13 protein-coding genes are annotated in these 14,359 nt (G+C 69.8%); 10 read left to right on the top strand and 3 right to left on the bottom strand.

Annotated elements, in window-relative coordinates; genetic code table 11:
• The first annotated feature begins 257 nt into the window (after positions 1-257).
• Positions 258-1,772 (top strand): S8 family serine peptidase, encoded by a 1,515-nt coding sequence (locus tag WHN02_RS25770; RefSeq protein ID WP_434741229.1) that lies wholly within the window; start codon positions 258-260, stop codon positions 1,770-1,772.
• A gap of 88 nt (positions 1,773-1,860) precedes the next feature.
• Here WHN02_RS25770 and WHN02_RS25765 read toward each other — a convergent pair whose 3' ends face one another.
• Positions 1,861-3,432 (bottom strand): ricin-type beta-trefoil lectin domain protein, encoded by a 1,572-nt coding sequence (locus WHN02_RS25765; protein ID WP_434744073.1) that lies wholly within the window; start codon positions 3,430-3,432, stop codon positions 1,861-1,863.
• Between the two features lie 303 nt (positions 3,433-3,735).
• Between WHN02_RS25765 and WHN02_RS25760 the strand changes: the two genes are divergently transcribed.
• From WHN02_RS25760 to WHN02_RS25745, 4 genes are all read left to right on the top strand, one after another.
• On the top strand, positions 3,736-5,385 hold the full coding sequence (locus WHN02_RS25760; protein WP_434741228.1) for a beta-1,3-glucanase family protein: 1,650 nt from the start codon (positions 3,736-3,738) through the stop codon (positions 5,383-5,385).
• A gap of 290 nt (positions 5,386-5,675) precedes the next feature.
• A complete protein-coding gene (locus WHN02_RS25755) occupies positions 5,676-6,194 on the top strand; it encodes a sigma-70 family RNA polymerase sigma factor (protein WP_434741227.1) in 519 nt (172 codons plus the stop codon).
• Positions 6,195-6,330: 136 nt separating this feature from the next.
• Positions 6,331-7,431: a zf-HC2 domain-containing protein gene (locus WHN02_RS25750; protein WP_434741226.1), complete on the top strand. Its 1,101-nt coding sequence runs from the start codon at positions 6,331-6,333 to the stop codon at positions 7,429-7,431.
• A 158-nt stretch (positions 7,432-7,589) separates the two neighbouring features.
• Entirely contained in the window at positions 7,590-8,726 is a 1,137-nt protein-coding gene (locus WHN02_RS25745) for a hypothetical protein (protein WP_434741225.1), read from the top strand.
• Between the two features lie 66 nt (positions 8,727-8,792).
• Here WHN02_RS25745 and WHN02_RS25740 read toward each other — a convergent pair whose 3' ends face one another.
• Complete coding sequence (locus WHN02_RS25740; protein ID WP_434741224.1) at positions 8,793-9,536, bottom strand: DUF4913 domain-containing protein; 744 nt, start codon at positions 9,534-9,536, stop codon at positions 8,793-8,795.
• A gap of 54 nt (positions 9,537-9,590) precedes the next feature.
• Positions 9,591-10,853: a CAP domain-containing protein gene (locus WHN02_RS25735; RefSeq protein ID WP_434741223.1), complete on the bottom strand. Its 1,263-nt coding sequence runs from the start codon at positions 10,851-10,853 to the stop codon at positions 9,591-9,593.
• A gap of 349 nt (positions 10,854-11,202) precedes the next feature.
• On the opposite strand from WHN02_RS25735, the gene WHN02_RS25730 reads away from it, so the two are divergent.
• The 5 genes from WHN02_RS25730 to WHN02_RS25710 all read left to right on the top strand — a co-directional run bounded on the left by WHN02_RS25730 (position 11,203) and on the right by WHN02_RS25710 (position 14,290).
• Positions 11,203-11,577, top strand: a complete 375-nt coding sequence (locus WHN02_RS25730) for a hypothetical protein (RefSeq protein WP_434741222.1) — start codon at positions 11,203-11,205, stop codon at positions 11,575-11,577.
• A complete protein-coding gene (locus WHN02_RS25725) occupies positions 11,574-11,888 on the top strand; it encodes a hypothetical protein (protein ID WP_434741221.1) in 315 nt (104 codons plus the stop codon). Before WHN02_RS25730 ends, WHN02_RS25725 begins: the two co-directional genes overlap by 4 nt.
• A gap of 111 nt (positions 11,889-11,999) precedes the next feature.
• The gene (locus WHN02_RS25720; RefSeq protein ID WP_434744072.1) at positions 12,000-12,317 is read left to right on the top strand and encodes a hypothetical protein; all 318 of its coding nucleotides are present in this window, start codon (positions 12,000-12,002) and stop codon (positions 12,315-12,317) included.
• A complete protein-coding gene (locus tag WHN02_RS25715; protein ID WP_434741220.1) occupies positions 12,314-13,027 on the top strand; it encodes a hypothetical protein in 714 nt (237 codons plus the stop codon). The genes WHN02_RS25720 and WHN02_RS25715 overlap by 4 nt, the downstream gene beginning before the upstream one ends.
• Positions 13,028-13,030: 3 nt before the next feature.
• A complete protein-coding gene (locus WHN02_RS25710) occupies positions 13,031-14,290 on the top strand; it encodes a hypothetical protein (protein WP_434741219.1) in 1,260 nt (419 codons plus the stop codon).
• The last annotated feature ends 69 nt before the right edge of the window (positions 14,291-14,359 follow it).

Below are 14,359 nucleotides of genomic sequence, written 5' to 3'. Positions count from 1 at the left end.
ACGTGTTTCCATAGTGTTGCTCAGGTAGGCACGGATCGGTCGTCGTGGTCGGCGGCCTCCCCCTGCCCGCCGACCCCGTTCGCCCCAGGGAGATCTTCCCGTGACGGGGTGCCGGTACGCTCGGCTGACCCCATGACGAGGATCATGGAAATCTGGTTCAGTTTGATTTGAACGAACTCGGCGCTGATCCGCAATAGAGGGGTGAAGGCCGGTGACGCTCGGCCGTGGTGACTGAAGGAGGACACCCAGTGCTGGCGATGCGCCCAACAATTGCCCGCCTGCTCGTTCTGGTGGTGATGGCAGGCTCGGCGGTTCTGGTCGGACTCCGGCCGTCGTCGGCGACCGCTGCACCGGACGCTCAGGCCTACGTCAAGTACTACGTGGTGAAAGCGAGGCACGAGGGCCAACCGGAGAACCTCACCGAGATCGCCCGCCGGTTCCTCGGCAGCGGGGAGCGCTCCTCGGAGATCTACCACCTGAACACCGGCCGGGTCCAGCCCGACGGTGCCCGCCTGACCGACCCGGCGAAGCTCAAGGCCGGGTGGGCACTGGTGCTGCCCTGGGACGCCGCCGGTGAGGGCGTGAAGTACGGCCAGCTTCCCGGCACGGAGTCCAGCCCGAGCCCCACGCCGCGGCCCTCGAACACGTCGCGTCCCGCGCCCCGGCCGAGCGCCGAGAGCCCGAGCCCCACCCCGACGCGGACCAGCCCCAGCCCCACGCCCTCGTCGAGCCCCAGCCCCCGGCCGAGCGGTTCGTCGGAGGACTGCAGCGCGACCACCGGGTCGAGCAGCCAGTCGGACTGGGCGCAGCTGCGGATGGCCGCCGACAGTGCGTGGACGCTGACCCGTGGCAACGGGGTCAAGGTCGCTGTGATCGACACCGGTGTGGACGCAAGCCTTCAGCAGCTCAGCGGCCGGGTCGCGGTCGGTGCGGACGTGACCGTCGGCAACGGGCGCGGAGACACCGACTGCCTCGGTACCGGCACCGCCATGGCCGGCATCATCGCCGCGGACAACAGCACCGACGGCACCCCGGTCGGGATCGCCCCGGACGCCACGATCCTGCCGGTACGGATGGTCCGCAGCTCGGGCAACGCCCGTGCGGCCGACGCCGCGAACGCCATCGAGGTGGCGGTCAGCGCCGGTGCCTCGGTCGTCGCCGTCGGCGCCTACGTCGACCTGGGTGACCCGGCGGTGACCGCCTCCATCGCCACCGCCCTCAACCACGACGTGCTGGTGGTGGCTCCCGCACCGACCAAGCCTGTCACGTTGCCGACGCCCAGCGAGCGGGCGGGTTCCGGGGCGTTGCTGCTCACCGGTGGGGTGGGTGCCGGTGACCAGCTCGCCGACAAGTACGCCGACGGGACCGTCGAGGTGGTCGCCCCCGGTGTCGACGTGGCGAGTCTCGGCGTCGGTGACGGCAAGGTGCTCAGCAAGACCGGCAGCGAGTACGCGGTGGCCTTCGTGGCCGGTCAGGCAGCCCTCATCCGGGCGGCCTACCCGGACCTCACCGCCGCCCAGGTCGAGGAGCGCATCCGCAACACCGCCGACGCCATCGGCGGTGACGCACCGAACGCCCAGTTCGGTGCCGGAATGATCAACCCGGCGGCCTCGGTGGCGAAGACCGCGGGCGACCAGAACCCGCTCGCCGCCGAGCAGGGCGAGGAGGGCGGGGGAGCCGGCACCATCATGGCGGTCATCCTCGGCTTCATGCTGGTCATCGGTGCCGGGGGCATGATCGCGATCCTGCTCCGCCGGCGGTTCGCCGGCTGACCGCCTGCCCCACACGACGGTGCCCCGGCCTCCAGTGGAGGCCGGGGCATCGTTTCGTGCTGGGACTATCCGGTGTGGCGTGCCGGTACTACCGAACGGTGATGACCTGCTCGGCGTTGCCCACGCAGGTCCAGATGTTCATCGACGCGCCGACCGCCTTGCTGGTGCGGTCCAGGCACCGGTCGCTGTAGCGGTTGAACAGGACGGGCTTGCCGCCGTGGTTGATCCGTTCCCACTTCTGGGCGGGGTGGCCACTGCACCGTGCGACCTGCACCAGGGTGCCGTCTTTCTTCTCCCCCCAGGCCACGTCGAGGCAGAGGGCGTTGACGCGGACGGTGCCGTCGGAGCGGAACTCCCACCAGTGCGCCTTGTTGTTCTCCAGGCACTTGCGTTGGGTGACCGGAGTACCGTCGCCGCCGACGCCGGCGCTGAGGCAGAGCCCGGAATCCTTGATCTCGATGTGCCTCATGTTCGTCGGCCGGGGCGTGTTGCCGGTCGCGGGCGGCTTCTGCGCCGGGTTGGCGGCGGACTCCTCCGAGGTCGGCGGGGTGGTGACGTTCTCCTCCTTCTCCTCCTCGTTCTCTTCTTCCGAAGGCGGCGGAGGCGAGGGCGACGGCGACGGGCTGGCCTCCTCCGTCTCCTCCGTCGGCTCCGGGTCCGGCTTCGGCTCCGGGTCCGGCTTCGGAGCCGTCGTCGGCTTCAGCCGGGTGTCCAGCGCGTAGAAGTCGGTGAAGTCGCGCACCGCCCGAAGGTAGGACTGGGTGTTGGCGTCGAGCTCGCCGCCGGTCTGCCGGACCTGGGTCGGTCCGTTACGGAACGCGGCGAGCGCCAGCAGGTACGGGTCGCCCTCCAGACCGGCGAGCTCCTTGCGCAGCCCGCACAGCGCGTCACCGACGGCCGGGATGGCCGCTTCCGGGTCCCACGCCGAGACGTCCTCGGAGCCGTACTCCTGCCACACGTCGGAGCGGAACTGCGCGACGCCGCGCTCGCCTTCGGCACCGAGCTTGTTGGGATCGAACTCGGACAGGGCCATCAGTTGGGCGGCCACCGCGGCCGGCGGCACCTCGGCGCAGACCTCACCGGCCTCCTGGACCAGTGGGACGTACTCCTCGGGGATCGCCTTGGGCTGCTGCTGTCCGTTGGCCGGGCGGACATCGCCCACACCCCCGAACGGGACCAGCTTCCCGTAGTACGCGGCGTACCCGCTGGCCTGGTCGACGTACTCGACGGCCTCGGCGGGAACCCCCTTGGCGTCGCGGACGTCCTCCAGGCCGGTGTTGTACGCGGCGAGCGAGAGCCGCCAGGCGTCCCCGGTGATCTGCGAGACCCTCAGCTGGCCGCTGAGGTCACACATGTAGTGGGCCAGGGCGAAGATGTTCGCCGACATGTCGGAGCGCTCGGCGTCGGGCCAGGGCGCCCACTTCTTCCACCTGTCGGGGGTCAGGCCGGCGATGCCCTGACCGCCGGATGCGGTCTGGTCTGCCTGGCGGTCGAGGCCCGACTCGGCCATGAGCTGGCCGGCGAGTCGGGAGGGGCTGAGGGTCGGGCAGGCACGCGCCGCGGCCTGGATGGTGGTGAGCTGCTCGTCGGAGACGGTCCGGCCGACCAGGTCGTCGTCCTGAGCCTGGGCGACGCCCCAGCCGACGGCGGCGACCACCATGGACACCACCGCAAGACCGGCGGCGCCACCGGCGGCGACCTTTCGCGGGATCGGGCCCAGTCGTGACCGGGCGGAGGGGGGGTCGGATTTCACAGGGGTGGTTTCCCTTCCGGCGTAGCGACGTCACTGTGACGACGGACGAACGGTGTCATCCGTTCACCGGGGTCGCACTTCGGATCGTTTGATTTTGATCCGGTCGACATTGAACCGAGAGGGTGCGTGGCCCGTCAACGTGGCTACCGCCGGCCGCGAGGTTCTCAGAGCGCACCGGCAGGGTTCGTCGAACCGTTGATCGGAGGAAACATGTTGAACCGCCGCAAGGTGCTCGGGATGGGGCTCGCCGGTGCCGCTGTGGTCGGCGTACCGATGGTTGCCGCGCCCCTGCTCTCCCGGGCCCGCGCCTCCGGCGGCCTGCCGATGAACGTGGTCAACAGCAGTGGTTTCGAGAACTCGAAGATCACGATGTACGTCGTCGGCACCCACTTGGAGTCCGGCCAGCAGGGGTACGTCCGGGAGAGCGGCAAGTTCACCCCGGCCAACCTCGGTGACAACGGCCAGGACGGGTACGCCGACATCGGGGTGTCCCTGTCGGGATCCGGTGAGACCCGGTTCGACCTGCCGATGATGTCGGGTCGGGTGTACTTCGCCATCAACGGTCGCCTGCGGTTCAACATCGTCGCCGACGGTAACGGGAAGCCTGCGTTGCAGTACCCGGTCGGCTGGGTGGAGGGCGACCCGGCCTACGACGTCCTCCACGACTGCTGGGAGTTCACGTACAGCCCGGCCGGGATGTTCTGCAACACCACGATGGTGGACATGTTCAGCATCCCCATGTCGATCCGCCTCAACGGCGGCCAGGAGCAGGCCACCGGCAAGCTCAACGACGGCGGCCGGGACGCGATCTTCGCGGAGATGGCGGCCCAGAAGGACTTCGGGCGTCTGGTCATCGGGGACAAGCTGCGGATCATCGCTCCCGGTAAGGGCGTCGAGACGGGGCGTTTCTCCGGCAACTACTTCGACCCGTACATCGGTGAGATCTGGGACAAGTACAGCAAGACCGAGATGCGGGTACGCACCAACGCGGGCACCTTCCGTGGCCGGGTCTCCGGCGGTCAGCTCACCTTCGACAACGGCGTACGCTCCTTCGCCCGCCCCTCCACGCTCGACGTCCTGTTCTGCAACGGGGCCCTCGACGCGCCCAACGACGGGGTGTCCGGCCCGGTGGCGGCGATCCTCGGCGCCGGGTTCAACAGGTCCGTCCTGGGTCAGCCGGACCAGCCCGTCACCAACCGGGACTCCTACTACCAGCACCCGGTCACCAACCACTACTCCCGGATCCTGCACCGGCACTCCGCCGACCGGAAGGCGTACGGCTTCCCCTTCGACGACGTGGTCGACGACGCCTCGTACATCCAGGACCACTCGCCCGGCGAGATCACCATCACCCTGACCCCGTTCGGGCCGGGTGGCGGCGGCAACGAGCGGGAGTTCGTCAGGTCGGTCCCGCCTGGCGACCAGCCCCCGGCCGGCGACAGCCAGCCCGCACCCGGGGTGCAGCGCCGCCGGGGCGTGGACGAGAACATCGCGGCGACCACCTACGACCGGGACAACGGCGCGAAGCGCGAGGGCAAGCACGTCGGGTTCCTCGCCCACGGTGACTGGATCTGCTTCAAGGACGTGAACTTCGGCGACAAGTTCGTCAAGCACTTCTCGCTGGAGGTCGCCTCCGGTGCCGAGGGCGGCATCGCCGGCCTGATCGAGCTGCGCCTCGACGACCCGGGCAGCAAGCCGATCGGCTCGATCCACCTGGCGAACACCGGCGGCTGGGAGAAGTGGACGTGGAAGCGCAACGGCATGGACTGGTCGATGGGTAAGCGTGACGTCTACCTGACCATCAACAGCGGGCGGCCTGAGGAGATCGGCAACATCCGTAACCTGAAGTTCCACCGGTGAGCGTCGCCGTCGCCGTCGCCGCACCACGGCGACGGCGAACCCCCGATCCGGACCGGCGCGGACGGTCGGGCCGGACGCTGCTGCGCAGCAGCGTCCGGCACCGGCCACCAGCACTCGATCGCCGACGGCCGAACACTCTCTCCGATGAGTACGGTTATCCTCTTGCCCTAGGCGGGTTCGGCGTCGATGCGCCGGCCCGGTCGTACGGTAGTGATCCGTACGTCAAGGGGAGGCGTTCTGTGTCGGCGGTGCCCAACGAAGCGCTGGGGCCCTGGGCCGTAGGCGACGTCGTGGCCGAGCGGACCTCACCCGAGGTCCTGATGCGGCAGATCCACGAGCAGTACCGGACACCGTTGCTGCGGTTCCTCACCCGGTTGGTCCTCGGGCAGACCGAGCTCGCCGAGGACCTGGTGCAGGAGACCTTCCTGCGCACCTGGCGGAACCTGACGGCCCTGGCCGAGGACCCGCGGCGGATCGCGCCGTGGCTCTACACGGTGGCCCGGCACGTGGCCATCGACGCCATGCGGGCCCGGCAGGCCCGACCACCCGAGGTCACCATTCCCGACCTCAACCGCCTCTCCTCCAGCGAGGACGAGATGGACCGGGTGGTCAGCACGCACACGGTCCGGCTGGCGTTGCAGCAGATCAAGCCGGAGCACCGTGCGGTGCTCATCGAGATGTACTACAAGGGCTCGTCGGTGGCCGAGGCTGCGGCGACACTCGGGATACCGGAGGGTACGGTAAAGTCCAGAACGTATTATGCGGTTCGCGCGCTGCACGCAGCGATCGGTCCGACCGAGCCGTCCTGATGTCTCCCGTCCTGCGGTCCTTGGGAGTCGTCCTGATGTCTTGTCGTACCGTCACCTTGCCAGATCACCGACACGAGCACCGTCCTGGAGGTCGGCACACCGTCTGCGGTGTGGTCGGGTTGAGAGAGGGGGCGTGATGCGTACCGGCGGTGAGAATCCGACGGCGGAGCACGCCGCGCTCGCCCTCTATCTGCTCGGCGCTCTCGACGAGGGTGAACGTGTCCTCTTCGAGGAACACCTCGCCGGCTGCTGGGAGTGTCTCTCGGCGGCGGGTGACATGGGCAGCGTGACGAGTGCCCTCGGTGGGCTCGACGAAGCCGACTGGAACACGCTGGCCACCCTGCCGCCGGAGTTCGCCGAGTTCGACCCGACCCGCGCGCCCACCGGTGACACGGAGTGGTCGGGTGCGCCGGTGCCGGGTCTGCCCACCCTGGGCCGGACCCAGCCGACCCCGACCGATCCGGGGGCGCCGCTGCCGGATGCGTTGCCCAAAGGAGCTGCCCCGAAAGGGGTCGCGGCGACGGGTCGTGGGGCCGGCGCCGACGGTGCGGGTGCCCGGCCGGAGCCGGCCCACGCCGAAGCGCCCGACGTCGGTCCCGGTCCGCTCGACGCCGGGTCGCCGGCGGCCCCGGCGGCCGAACCGACCCCGGGCGGGGCGGGTCCTGACGATGAACCGTCGGGTCCTCAGGCCGACGCCGCGCCGGCTGAGCCCGGCCCGCGTGGTTCGCGTCGAGGCACCGGGGCGCGGGTTCTCGGCTCGATCGGGGCGTCCGGGGGCCGGTCCGGAACCCGCCCGGCTGGGAGTCGGAGCCGTCCGCCCGGTGCCGCCCGGCGCCGGAAGTTCATGATGTGGGGTGGGGTGGCCGCCGCAGCGGTCGCTGTCGTCCTGGCCGGTGGCATCGTGACCACCGTCGGCCTCGACGACCGGGACGCCCTGGTGTTGACCGCCACGGGGGAGGCCCGTGACCAGGGCATCAGCCTGTCGGTATCGATCACCACCGACGGCGACCAGAGCTCCACCATCCGGATCACCGCCACCGGGCTCCGGCAGGGGCTGCGCTACCGGCTCTTCGCCGTGACCAGGGACGGTGCCACCCACGTGGTACGCGACTGGACCGCCTCGACCGGCACCCAACAGGTGACCGGTCAGCTCGCCCAACCGGTCGACGACCTGGCCTTCATCACTGTGGGGCTGGTCGACGGCACCGCGATCGTCACGGCACCGATCTCCCGGTGACAGTTCGCCCCCGCCCCGCTCGACGAGTGGGGGCGGGGGCCGCTCGTCATCGAACGGTTACCAAATCTCGGTGAACCGATCTCAGATCATCTCCGTAGTGTCTCGGACCACACTGACAGTGTCTCAGGCCACAGTGTTCGAGACGTCCGGAGGTGCCCATGGCCGAGCAACCCATACCCGCATCCCTCGATCAGCAGGTGACCGACAAGGCGCTGGAGATCCTGCGTAAGGACCTCGAGCGGCTCAGTAAGCCTGTCGATCCGTCGGACCTGCAGGCCAGGGTTCTCGACGAGACCCGGGGTTTCCTCGACGCGGAGGAGGCCCGGACGTCCCTTTCCGCGAGCGCCAGCGCCGATGCCGCTGCCGCCTCGGCCTCGGCGGCGAGCAGCGCCGGGGCGGCGAAGGCGGCGCCGGATCCGAACAAGTACCACTTCGACATATCGACGAAGATCGGCAAGCTCATCGGCAGGGGTGTCAGGTGGGCGGTTCGCGGGATACTGGGGCGTGACGGCAACGATCCCGCCGGCGATGCCCAGCCCCCCGCCCCGCAGGCGGAGCAGCCGATCGACGGCAAGACCCTCAACGAGTTGGTCAGCCGGCGCCTCACCGAGTTGGTGAGGAACGACCCGGGCCTAAGCGACATGTACCGCGCCGGTGAGCTGCCTGCGGTGCGGCACTTCATCAGTGCGAACCGCCCGCAACCGGAGAGTTCGGCGATCCGGAACGTGAGCACCGCGACGGGGCCGGAGAGGCCGGGCAGACCCATTCCTTCCGGGGGCGATCCCCGTGACGTCCGTCGAGGTGCCCCGGAGGAGCGCACCGTGGCACCTCAGCGCCCCGGCATGGCGCCGCGGTCGATGGATCCGGATCGGTACTGGTCGGATCGGATCGCCCGGGACGACGCCCGGATGCGGACCGAGGCCTCCGTGGCGCTCGGTGCCGGTGTCGACTCCCGCCGCCCCTCCACCTCGTCGTCCTCGTCGTCCAGCACGAGCAGTGCGGACGACCGGTGGTGGGACCAACCTGACAAGCCGCGTCGCGGCAACGGGGAGGGCTCGTCGTTGGCCTCCCCGTACACCACGCCGGGGAGCACCCCGGGCACCGAACAGCAGTCGTACCTGTCCGACCGAGGGCCGTCGACCGGGCAGCCGTGGGGTGCGGACGTGGCCGCCCAGGCATCGACCCGCCTCAAAGGTTACGACCCGAGGATCGTGAGCCAACTGCAGGGAAAACCGACCCAGGACACCAACCCGTTCCGCAACAAGACGCAGCCCGGACCGGCCCCCCGACGGTAGGTTCGGCCCAGTCGGGGGTCTGTGGAAGCGAATGGCCCCCTGGGGGGCCATGTCACTCCACGCTCGTCAGTACGGGTCGGTGTGCGGGGGCTCCTTGTGCCGGTGCGCCCCGGCCTTGCAGCCGGCGAAGGGGCCCGACGGGTCCCGCAGGGTGTTCATCACCGGTCCCAGGTAGTCGCGGTGCCAGTTGGCCGGCCCGCAGAACCCGGCGTGCGGCCCGGTCAGCTCCTGCCACGCCATCCACAGGCCGTAGAGCTGGGCGACCGCTTCCGGATGCAACCACCACCGGGAGCACCAGGGGGCGTTCGAGGAGACCTCGCGGGCGTAGATCGGGATGAGCAGGTGCCGGACCCACATGGTGAGCATCCGTAGCGCCTCGGCGTGCTCCTCACCCTGGAGGTAGAGGATGAACGGCGACGACGGGGGCTTCGGCTCCGGTTCCGGCTCGGGCTCGGGTGCCGGCGGGGGACCCGCCTCGGGCTGGTCCTGGTCGTAGTCGGGGGTGTCGGTGTCGTACTCGGTGTCGGTGTCGTCGTACTGCTGCTCGGTGTCGTACGCCGGGTCGGTCTCGGTGTACCGGCCGTCGGGGGTGTCGTCGTACCGCTGCTCGGTGTCGTCGTACCGGCGGTCGGTGGGGTCGTACGGCAGGTCGGTGTCGTAGCGGTACTCCTGGGTGGCGTCGTCGTCGTACTGCTGCCTCGGGTCGTGGCGGGGCTCGGGGGCGTAGTCGTACCTCGGGTCGTGCTCGGGCGCCGGCTCGTACTCCTGCCGCCCGTACCCCTGTCGCGGCTGGTGGTCCTGCACGGTCATCGATGCTCCTCGTCGGTGGTCAGGGGGTGCTGGTCCGGCACGGCTCGGTCATGCTCATCTCGGCGCGCCGAAGACCTGGGTCCAGTAGGTGCCGCTGGCGTTGGTGGCCATGCCGACCCCGAGCTCGGTGACGGCACAGTTGAGGATGTTGTTCCGGTGGCCGGTGCTGTTCATCCAGGCATCCATGACCGCCGGCGCAGACGGGCGGTTGATGGCGACGTTCTCCGACGCGGCGCTCCACTGGTAGTCGACCCGTTCGAGTCGTTGCGTGAGGCTGCTGCCGTCGCTGCCGGTGTGCGACATGTTCTGGTGGTCGGCCTGGTCCTCGCTGTGTCGCTGGGCGGCGGTGGTCAGCCGACTGTTCGTCCGGACCGGGTCGCACCCGGCCTTGGCCCGTTCCTCGTTCACCAGGCTCAGGACCTCACCGGTCTGGCCTGAGCTGGAGGACCCGCCGGAGTCCGGGTCCCTCACGCTGAACTGCTGTTCGGCGAGCTGCCCGCCGTCGTCGGTACTGCTGCCGCTGCTGTCGTCGTCCGAGTCGGACTTCTCGTCCTCCTCGGGGTCCCACCCGATGACCGTCGGAGACTCGTGCGGCTCACCCAGGACCCCCATGAACTGGCCGAAGTGCCCTCGAACCCGGTAGATGTACGCCTTGGTCCCGTTGTCGTCCGGTACGCCGCCGGCCTCCCGTACCGCGTCCATCCCCCCGTAGTACGCGGCCAGGGTCAGGTCGAGCACCGAGCCGATCGCCTGGCCGCCGTCGAGGAGGCCCTGAGCCTCCTCGGCCAGGTCACACATGTACTCGCCCTGCGCCATGATCGAGTCTTTGGGGTCGGTGGCGCTGGTCTTGTCGTTGTCGTTGACGTCCTCGCCGTACTCGTCGAAGACGTCCGGCGGAAGCTGGGAGATGCCCTTCTCCCCGTTCGGGCCGACTTTGGTGTTGTCCCAGGTGGAGGCCACCTGGATCTGCGAGGCGATGACGACCGCCCCGATCGAGGTACAGATGTCTCCGGCGTCCTCGATGGTGCTCACCAGGGCGGTCGGCACCCAGGCCGTGGACAACGACGACGTCCCGTCGGTCTCACCGGCGGCCATCGCGTCCTTGGCCGCCTGGTTGGGGTCCTCCGGCCCACCGCCGAAGATCGCCCAGACCAGGACCATGAGCAGGATGACGGGCAGGAGCAGGAGATACAGCAGGCCGATGAGGATGATGAAGACCCCGCCGATGATCAACGGCACCGGAAGGAAGACCATCGCCGCAGCTACGGCCAGGCCGCCGATGACCACGACGCGGCTCGTCATGGACTGCTCGCTCACATCGCCTCCTGTAACCGTGCCGTCGCCGAAGAATTTCTCGAACTCGTCTTGAACCGGGGGCCGTGGCTTCCCGTAGTTGCGTCCGTCGACGGCCTGACCGCCGTACCAACGGGGCCCGACCCCGGTCGGTTCAAATCGGGTCGTCGACGAATCCGATTGGAGACGCATGGAGGAGGTGGGAGGCATGGTGCCAACGGCCACAGCCGACTCGGCATCGCGCGTGCCACCGGGACGGGTGTCCGTGCCACAGCCGTACGGTTCCGCCGCATCGTCGCGGCGTGCTCTGTCCGACGAGGGAATCGGCTGGATCGGCGCCCACGGTGGTGCCGGCGCGACGACCCTCACCCAGTTGCTGGGGGGCACCGATCTCGGCTGCCGGTGGCCGGACGAGGAGCTGGGCGAGCCCGGGACGGTGATGCTGGTCGCCCGGACCAACGCCGAGGGGATGCGGGCGATGTCGCGGGCGCTCAACGCGCTGCGGGAGGGGCGACACCCGGCCGGGATGCGGCTCACCGGGCTGGTCCTGCTGGCCGACGCCCCGGAGCGGCTCCCGATGGCCCTGTCCCGCCGGATCCGGGTGTTGCGGTCGGTCGCCCCGGTCCACCGGGTGCCGTGGATTCCCGCCTGGCGGCTGGGTCAGCGACCCCCCAAGCTGCCGAAGGCTCTGCTGAAGCTGGCCACCGCGGCCGGTGTTCACCTGGACGAAAAAGGGAGGCGGTCGTGACCGTCTGGCACGAACAGCTACTGGGCCATCTGGTGGTGTCCGGTCTCGACGCCACACGCATCCAGGCGTCCGATTTTGACCCGGAAGCCAGCGGGGCGGCGGACATTCTCGGCCTGCTCGCCTGGTGCATGACGGCCGCCGCGGTGGGCGGGCTCATCATCACCGGGATGCAAATGGCGATTCAGCTCAACCGTGGTACGGCGGCGGAGAACTCCGAGTACTTCCGGTCGGTTGCGATGATCTTCTTCGCCTGCCTGATCGGCGCCTCCGCCGGCCCGCTCGTCACCTGGTTCGGCGACCTCGGCCTCTGACCAGTCCCGCCCCGTTCCCGGGACTGTCAGGAAAGCAGCTCCCACCCCCCTCTGACCCGTACGGGTCGTCGCACCGACCAGGTGCCCGTCCATAGGAGATAAACCGTGTTGATGCAGTTCATGAGTGCTCTGACTCCCCAGCTGTCCAAGCTGCCCGCCGTCACGGTGCCGTCCGTCGGCGACAAGGCCCCTCCGGGCCAGCTCAGCGGCCTGGTGACCGACCTGCTGGGTCTGCTCGCCTGGGCGGGAACCGCGGCCGGAGTGGCCGGGGTGCTGATCACCGGCACCATGATGGCCGTCTCCATGAAGCGGGGTGAGAGCTCGGAGCACCTGTCCCGGCTCGGCCTGGTGCTCTGCGGCTGCATCCTGGTCGCCACCGCCGGCCCGCTGGTGACCTTCTTCTTCGGCAGTGGGGGCGGCGAGGGATGAGTCGGAGCGACCGTCGGCCGAGCCGTCCGGAACAACCGTTCTACAGCGAGCGAACGTGGATCCTGTCGGCTGCTTTCCTCGCCGGGACGATGCTGCTCGCCGGTGTGGTCTGGTTGGGTCGTTCCGGGGACGAGCCGGCGGTCGCTCCCCAGGCCGGGGCGGACAACGTCCAGCCGGTGCCGGAGTGTCCGCCCGGACCGACTGTGGAGTCCGGTCGGGCGACCCAGCCGGACGACCTGACCTGGCGGACCGTCGGCGTGGGGTACCGGATTCCGGTCTCCCCCTCCCAGGGGCCGACCCAGGTGACGGGCGAGCTGATGCGGTGCTTCTCCCGGACCCCGATCGGAGCGGTCCTGGCGGCGAACATCATCCCGCTGACGGTCACTGGCCCGGAGTGGCAGGCGGTGGCGGACCAGCAGGTGCTGGCCGGCCGGAGCCGGGACATCATGACGACCCGTCGGGAGCGGTACCCGAGCGAGACGACCCGCCGGGGCGGCGGCACCTACGCGGGATTCGCCGTCGACAGGTACTCACCCGACGCCGCTGTGGTCCACCTCCTCATCCGGGGCGGTACGGGGTACGCGGTGAGCCAGGTCGAGCTGCGGTGGGACGGCGGGGACTGGAAGCTCGTCCTGACCAAGATCGGCTACACGCACGAATCGTTGGGATCGGTCACCGGCAGCGCCGGTTTCACCCTCTGGAGGGAGTGACCAATGTGCAGTTCCGGATCCGACAACCCGCTCGGCGACTTCTTCGAAGGCTTCTTCGACATGATCAGCAATCCTGTCGGAGCCTTCGTCGACATCATCGCCAACCTCATTCTCTCCGCAGCGATCTCGGTGTTCGCCGAGATGATGGACACGGTTCCCACGCTGGGTGAGGGCAACGGCGGCTCGATGGCCGTCCCCGAGCGAATAAGTGACCAGATAGAGTGGGTGATCGTCTATCTGGCGGTTGGATCCATCCTCTTCGCCGCGACCCGGATGGCGATGGATCGGCGGGGTGAGGCCGGCAAGACGGCCCTGATGGGCTTCCTGCGGGTCATCCTGGTCGCCGGTGCCGGCACCTGGATCGCGACCCGGGTCGCCGGTCTCTCCGACGACTTCGCAGACCACCTGATGGGGATGGCCGCTCTCGACCTCGTCACGGACGTGGCCTGTATCAACGGCGGGGTCGGGGTGGAGGGTTTCCTCCTGCTGATCCTCGCGTTCCTGTTGTTGATCTCGGGGATCGTCCAGATCCTCATGATGTACATCCGGCTCGGCGTCATGATGATCCTGCTCGGCACCCTCCCGCTGGCCGCCGCCGCGTCGATGACGAACTGGGGCGCCGCGTGGTGGCGCAAGCACGTCGCCTGGTCGGTCGCCTGGCTGATCTACAAGCCCGCCGTCGGCCTGATCATGTACGCCGGCGCGACGATGATCGCCGAGGGGAACCGGGCCGGTGGCGGCGGCGCGGGTATCCACAACCGTCTCGCCGGTGCCGGGATGCTCCTGCTGTCGGCGATCGCCCTACCCGCTCTGCTCAAGCTCATCGTGCCCGCCACGGCGGCGATGGGCGGTGGCAACCCGGCCGGCAACGCGACCACCGCAGCCGGCAACTCGGTGGCCACCGGAGCCCGGAAGGTCTCCACCGGCGCGTTGAGCGCCGGCGGTGGCGGTGGCAGTCGGTCCGGTGGAGGTGGCGGGGGTCGCCCCTCCGGTTCCCGGGACGGCGGGGGTAGTACAACGGTCAAAGTCGGTGGCTCGGGTGGCAGCGGCGGGCGCAGTGCCCCCGCTCAGTCGAGCGGTGGTGGACGCGTCCCCGTCGGTGCCGGCGCAGGTGGCGGCGGCGGTGGTGGAGCCGCCAGTATGGCTGCTCGGGCCGCCGGGCCGGTCGGCGCGGCGATCGCCGTGGGAACGGCCCTTGCCGGGGGTGCCTCCCGGGCCGCAGGTCGCTCGATCGAGGGCGGCGGCACGAACCCCGACCTGTGACACCAGGCGGGACGTACGACCCGGGCCGGACGCACGGCCGGCCCGGAGAGCAGTGACGGAGCGGACCCA

Origin of the sequence: Micromonospora sp. SH-82, from assembly GCF_051132485.1 — a bacterium.
Taxonomy (GTDB): Bacteria; Actinomycetota; Actinomycetes; order Mycobacteriales; family Micromonosporaceae; genus Micromonospora.
The sequence above is the reverse complement of the archived record's forward strand: the minus strand, read 5'-3'. Positions and strand labels throughout refer to the sequence as shown.

Bases quoted from the DNA above. Each gene is read 5' to 3' on its own strand.
- WHN02_RS25770 (WP_434741229.1), top strand. From the start codon at position 258: ATGCGCCCAACAATTGCCCGCCTGCTCGTTCTGGTGGTGATGGCAGGC.
- WHN02_RS25765 (WP_434744073.1), bottom strand. From the start codon at position 3,432: ATGGTGGTCGCCGCCGTCGGCTGGGGCGTCGCCCAGGCTCAGGACGAC.
- WHN02_RS25760 (WP_434741228.1), top strand. From the start codon at position 3,736: ATGTTGAACCGCCGCAAGGTGCTCGGGATGGGGCTCGCCGGTGCCGCT.
- WHN02_RS25750 (WP_434741226.1), top strand. From the start codon at position 6,331: ATGCGTACCGGCGGTGAGAATCCGACGGCGGAGCACGCCGCGCTCGCC.
- WHN02_RS25745 (WP_434741225.1), top strand. From the start codon at position 7,590: ATGGCCGAGCAACCCATACCCGCATCCCTCGATCAGCAGGTGACCGAC.
- WHN02_RS25740 (WP_434741224.1), bottom strand. From the start codon at position 9,536: ATGACCGTGCAGGACCACCAGCCGCGACAGGGGTACGGGCGGCAGGAG.
- WHN02_RS25720 (WP_434744072.1), top strand. From the start codon at position 12,000: ATGCAGTTCATGAGTGCTCTGACTCCCCAGCTGTCCAAGCTGCCCGCC.
- WHN02_RS25715 (WP_434741220.1), top strand. From the start codon at position 12,314: ATGAGTCGGAGCGACCGTCGGCCGAGCCGTCCGGAACAACCGTTCTAC.
- WHN02_RS25710 (WP_434741219.1), top strand. From the start codon at position 13,031: ATGTGCAGTTCCGGATCCGACAACCCGCTCGGCGACTTCTTCGAAGGC.